General features: G+C 67.9%; 6 protein-coding genes. 3 read left to right on the top strand and 3 right to left on the bottom strand.

Going from position 1 to position 5,406, the window contains the following annotated elements; genetic code table 11:
* Positions 1-1,145 (top strand): radical SAM protein (locus ABFX51_RS32600; RefSeq protein WP_346056002.1); only part of this gene is annotated, 1,145 nt, incomplete at its 5' end.
* A 33-nt stretch (positions 1,146-1,178) separates the two neighbouring features.
* Positions 1,179-1,712 (top strand): class IV adenylate cyclase, encoded by a 534-nt coding sequence (locus ABFX51_RS32595; protein WP_346056000.1) that lies wholly within the window; start codon positions 1,179-1,181, stop codon positions 1,710-1,712.
* 96 nt (positions 1,713-1,808) lie between these two features.
* Here the strand turns inward: ABFX51_RS32595 and ABFX51_RS32590 are convergent, their stop codons facing one another.
* From ABFX51_RS32590 to ABFX51_RS32580, 3 genes are read right to left on the bottom strand one after another with little or no spacing between them, the layout of a single operon-like run.
* Positions 1,809-3,155, bottom strand: a complete 1,347-nt coding sequence (locus tag ABFX51_RS32590) for a DNA cytosine methyltransferase (protein WP_346055999.1) — start codon at positions 3,153-3,155, stop codon at positions 1,809-1,811.
* Positions 3,152-3,874 carry a TRM11 family methyltransferase gene (locus ABFX51_RS32585; RefSeq protein WP_346055998.1) on the bottom strand — a complete coding sequence of 241 codons (723 nt, stop codon included), beginning with the start codon at positions 3,872-3,874 and terminating at the stop codon, positions 3,152-3,154. Before ABFX51_RS32585 ends, ABFX51_RS32590 begins: the two co-directional genes overlap by 4 nt.
* Complete coding sequence (locus tag ABFX51_RS32580) at positions 3,867-4,382, bottom strand: hypothetical protein (protein WP_346055997.1); 516 nt, start codon at positions 4,380-4,382, stop codon at positions 3,867-3,869. The genes ABFX51_RS32585 and ABFX51_RS32580 overlap by 8 nt, the downstream gene beginning before the upstream one ends.
* A 291-nt stretch (positions 4,383-4,673) precedes the next feature.
* Between ABFX51_RS32580 and ABFX51_RS32575 the strand changes: the two genes are divergently transcribed.
* The gene (locus ABFX51_RS32575; protein ID WP_346055995.1) at positions 4,674-5,360 is read left to right on the top strand and encodes a hypothetical protein; all 687 of its coding nucleotides are present in this window, start codon (positions 4,674-4,676) and stop codon (positions 5,358-5,360) included.
* Positions 5,361-5,406 lie beyond the last annotated feature (46 nt).

Below are 5,406 nucleotides of genomic sequence, written 5' to 3'. Positions count from 1 at the left end.
GAGCCTGCCCGGGCTCGGTGACAGACAACGAGACCTGCACGGAACCCGGGGCGCATCACTTCGTGACGGCCACCGCCGCCTTACCGGTCCACGTCGACCGCGATCGCACGCTCCGCGTCAAAATCATCGATGCCTGCGGCATGACCTGCACTTTCTGCCACAACGAGGGAACACCAGTCACGGCGGACAACCTCGGGCGTGAGGCCGGCAGCTTCGCGGGTTCCGGCCGCACCGGTCGGGTCTCGATCTACACCGCTACCAACGGAGCCAGCTTTCTGCCCGCCCCCGTGCTGCCGGACACCGACTTCCACGACGCCCTCGTCGCCCTGCGCCAAGCCCTTGACGTCACTGAACTCCACCTGACCGGCGGGGAGCCCACCCTGCACACCGGCCTGCCTCGGTTGGTGGCCCTGGCCCGAGACGCGGGCTACTCGGTTCGCATGACCTCCAACGGCGAGCGTGGCGCCGAGCAGATGGACCGCTGCGCCAAGGCCGGCCTCGAGCGGATCAACTTCTCCGTGTTCGGCACCACCCCGGACGAACTCGCGGCGGTCCAGCACGAGCGCTACCGCCACCCCGCCCGCGCCACCCGCAAACTTGACGCCCTCAAAAGCTCGATCGACGCGGCGGTCGCGGCTGGCATCGGGGTCAACGCCAACCTGGTGGTGCCGGACACCAGTCACATCCCCCGGGTTCACCGGCTCCTGGACGAGTACTCCCCGCGGCTGTCCGTGCGCCTGCTCAACTCCCTCGACCACGGCGAAGCCTCGATCCAAGCCATCGAGCAAGTGCTCGCCGAACGGGGTGCCGTGCCGGAAGCCCGCTACCTCACTGCGGGCGTGTCGGGTTCTCGCACCGCCTACCGCCTCCCCGACGGGCGCCGGGTGTTCTTCAAGCAGATCCGCCGCGTCCGCCTCCCTACGACCTGTGCCGGCTGCCGGTTCAACAACGACACCGACTGTCAAGAAGGCTTCTACGGCGTCCGCCTCTACCGCGACCGCCGCGGCGACTACCAGGTCGGCGTCTGCATCCAACGCATGGACCTCTGCCGACCCCTGGACGACTTCCTCCACTCCGGCCTGCCCGAAGAAATCCGCCAGCTACGGCAGCAAGAGCACGACCAGCTGACCACGAGCAGCCGCTAGCCTCGAGCCCGACACGACAAGGGAGAACGATCAGTGCCCATCGAGCACGAAGCCAAAGTCCTCGACATCGACCCGGCCGCCACCACCGCGCTCATCCTCAGCAAGGGCGGCCAGCAGGTCAGCCCCACCCGGCTGATGCGCCGCTACGTCTACGACATCACCCCCGGCGACCAGTCCAAGTGGATCCGGCTGCGGGACACCGGCACCGAGACCACGCTGTGCGTCAAGGAGATCCGCAGCGACGCCATCGACGGCACCCACGAAGTCGAAGTCACCGTCGACGACTTCGCTGCCACCAACGAACTCCTCGGCCTCCTCGGCTTCCACCCCAAGTCATACCAGGAAAACCGCCGCACCAGCTTCCACCTCGACGGCGCCCGACTCGAGATCGACGAGTGGCCCCGCATCCCGCCCTACCTGGAGATCGAAGCCGACAGCGCCGCAGAGGTCGTCCGGACGATCGCACTGCTCGGCTACGACGAAGATCAGCTGACGGCCGAGAACACCATCAAGGTCTACGCGCGGTACGGCATAGATCTAGGTTCCTTGCCCGAACTCCGGTTCTGACACACACCTGCTCGGAGCCGATCCGACGTCGCGGCGCCTGTAAGCAATAGGACTGTCTTGTCGGCCTTGCGATGAACAGGTTGAGCGCGGCGGACTTCACGCAGCAGTCTCGGTCGGACCGCTGGCCTCACGGGCGAACTCCAAGTGACGGACCCACTCGTCGATCAGCAGGGTGATGGCGTGGGCGGCTTGCTGAGGCACGACGCCGTTGCCCAGTGCTCGAAGCTGGGCGTTGCGCGGCAGTCCCAGGGCCGGGTCGGTGACGAAGCCATCGGGAAGGCCCATCATCCATTCGACGAATCGCGGGGACAGCCGGGGCCGGCCAGTACGGCCTGGTTCGGTAGGCGGTGGGGCTGGGCGGCCGAGGATCAGTTCCCATCGTCGGATGGCGGTGGTGTAGTCGCCCCAGTCCATGATCGGGGTGCTTCGGTCCAGGTCGTCAGCTCCCGCGGCATCGTGCCCAGGATCATCTCGACGGCCTGTTCCAGACCCGGCCCGCAGTGCGTTCGCAGAATTGCGTCCCGGCTCTTGCGGTTGCCGCAGGCCAGTGGTGTCGGCAGCAGGTTGTTCGCTGTTGCGGTGAGACCGGGCGTCCCGCTCGAACTCGGCCCGTTCGGCGGCTCCTGCATCGCTTCCGCCACCGTCAGGGTGGGCAGCCAACGCCGAGCCAGCGTGTCGAGGGATGGCCTGCGTGGTCCACCCGGCGAGCCGTTGCTGCCCGCTCTGCTGGCGGTCGGCGTCGGGAAGAGTGTGGCCTCGTCGCGCAGGTTCACCTGGCGACCTCGCGCCTTCCGCCGGACAGGATCGCAGCCGGTGTGATCGGCATCCGAACTGGTCGGAGTGCGGAACAGAGTTACCGCGTCGCAGAGGTCGACTTCCTGATTCCCGGCTCGGCGACGAGCCGGTGCGTAGCCAGTCCGGGAGGCGTCGGCTGCTACGGGCGTGGGCAAGTACGAAAAGCCTTTCCCGGCGGTGGGGCGCGCCGATGTCACCGGCGCGAAGGCTTGTCCATTGCGTGTCATACCCTGCTTCGGCCAGGTGGCCGAGAACCTTGTCGAACCCGCCGTTCTTCCACCGGAGTGCGGCCACGTTCTCCAACACGACGAGAGCCGGTCGTAGAACGCGAATGGCGTCCAGGACATGGTAGAACAGTCCACTTCGGTTACCCTTCCTTATTCCCACTCGTTTACCTGCAGTGGAAATGTCCTGGCATGGGAAACCGGCGGTGATGACATCAACGCGCGGCACCTCGCGCCAGTCGACGGCAGTGATGTCCCCCAGATTTGGAGCGGAAATTCGAGCAGCGAGCAGATCTGCAACGTAGGGTTCGTTTTCCGCAACCCATACGATTTCCCCTGCGTCCAGTGCGGCGAGGACGGCGAGGTCGAGGCCGCCATAACCAGTGCAGAGTGAGCCGATTCGCGGAACGATGGCGTCATTCATGCGGCCATCGCCAATTGCGAGGGCGCGGGTTCTGTCGCGCTGCGAACAGCAGCGGTTGGTGCGGCGAACACGAGAACATCGAGATGCGTTGCGGCAGTCCGCAGAGGTGTGGTGAGCGCGACGCACTGGTCGACCGGGACGAGCCCACATGCCTGGGCGACCTGCTCGATCCGCCCCGCGAGGTCGGCGAGTTCGTCTCGTTGTCGCCAGGGGCGGCAGGTGATCACGACGTGTCCGCCGGGCCATACCCAGTTCGCGACAGGGGCGAGCGCGGCCTGCAGACGACTCACGGCTCTGGACGGGTCTGCGGCGGGTGTGTGGCGCAGGCCAGTGAGGACGAGGTCGACCGCGGCCGGGAGTTCGGCGACCTGGGCGTCACCGGGGTGGTCGAGCAGGGTGTGGTTGGAGTTTGCGCCAGCGCGGCGGGCGAGCGTGAGGTTCGCTTCGCAGGTGGTCTGCCAGCGGTAGCCGGGTCGGATGCCGACGGCGTGGCGGCGCGCTCGGAGTGCTTCGCACAGTGCGACCCCGGCCCCAGGTTGGGGATCGAGAACCGTGTCGCCGGCGCGGGTGTAGGTGGCGATGATCCAGCGGGCGACGGCGGGTGTGAGCGCTGAGGTGTCCGCGATCGTGACACCGAGGTAGCGGTCTTTCAGCTGCTGCCGCACGGTGAGTGCCCCCGTGTCCCACACGCTTCCGGCCCGCGTGAACGTGTCAGGCACGGCTGCCCCCTGCCCGCCGGAAGATCAGGGCGTCGGTGTGGATGCGGCGATGGCTGCCGAGGACGACACGGAGGCGGCCTCGGCCTCGGGGAGGCGCGGGACTCGCCGCCTGGTGCACCAGGACCAGCCGATCGACCAGGACGAGACCCGACCCGGTAGCGGACGGCCGCCCTCCCGACGTGCTCGGGTGATGACCTGGGCCGGCGAGGAAGACCAGTATCCCGGTTTCGGCGAGGTGATTGGCCCAGTCCAAGGCCGTCGAACGGTCGCCGATGATGAGGTCGAACCGGTCGGTGGCAGCCGCGGTGGCGAGCGCTCCTGGTCGGGACGGCGTCGTGGCTCGGCGTCCGAGCCGGAACACGGTTTCAGCTACCCGGCTGTCGGCGACGGAGGTGGTCAGCAGGATGCGGTCACCGGGATTGCTGTAGCTGGTGACGACGGCGCGGACGACGGCCGCGGTGGCGTCGGCGGGACGCAGCGGAGCGGCGACGGGACAGGATCGCACCATCGCGCGCGAGCGGGTTCGCTTGCTGGGGTACGAGGATGGCGTATCCCTTTCGCTTGCGCGCCACACACGCGCCAGCCCGGCACAACGCGGCGCTAAGAAGCCACTAAATCTGCACTTCAGGACCCGTTGCGGCCAGCCAGCCCGACCAGCACGAGCCCTCATGAATCGATCTTCAGGGCGGTCCTGCGGCGCCACCCGTAAGCACGGGGCGTGCCACGAGCGTGCGGTGGGTTAGCCGGTGTCTGGCCTTCTCGAGGGCGGCAGTGCCGTCGATCGTGAAGGAGTCACCCCATGCCCAATCACAAGGCGCCCGCCATCCGCGATGACCAGTGGGCGGGCACACCGATGGCCGCTGCGGGAGCGGCCTTCGCCTGGCTGACCGCCGGCCCCCATCCGGTCACCGTGGACGGGCGGTTGTTCGATCACTTGCCGGACCGCGACATCCCCGTCGACGAGCTGCGGGACTTGCTGCTGCACAAGAGCTGCCCTCGTGCGGTCTGGGACCAGGTGTGGTCGCACGTGATCATCAAGTCCCGGTTGCGGAAGGGCACGTGGACGGTGGCCGCCGTAGGACTGGCGCTGCCCATGCTGGCGAACGTATCCATGCGGTTGACCGCCGACTACGCCGGCGACCCGAACGACATCTGCGGCGAGGTCCTGCGCGGCTTCCTCGACGCGCTCTCCACGGTCGACCTCGATCAGGGCCGGATCATGGTGCGGCTCCGCTGGGCGGCCTACCGAGCCGGGCACCGTGCCCTCCTCGAAGCGATGGACGGCCCGGTTCCACTACCGCCGGGTTTCCGGTCGCGCGAGCCCAAGCCGCCGTTCGGGCACCCGGACCTGGTGCTGGCCCGAGCCGTCGAAGCGGGTGTCCTTAGGCCTGCCGAAGCGGAGTTGATCGGCGAGACCCGCCTCCAGGGCGTCTCCCTCTCCGAGTGGGCCGCCGCCTACAACCTCTCCTACGCCCAATACCGCTAAGTTAGGCGGTTTGGGTGAGGAGTCGGATGCGTGGTGGCTGGGGGTA

Origin of the sequence: Amycolatopsis dongchuanensis, from assembly GCF_039542405.1 — a bacterium.
Classification (GTDB): Bacteria; Actinomycetota; Actinomycetes; order Mycobacteriales; family Pseudonocardiaceae; genus Amycolatopsis_E; species Amycolatopsis_E sacchari.
The sequence above is the reverse complement of the archived record's forward strand: the minus strand, read 5'-3'. Positions and strand labels throughout refer to the sequence as shown.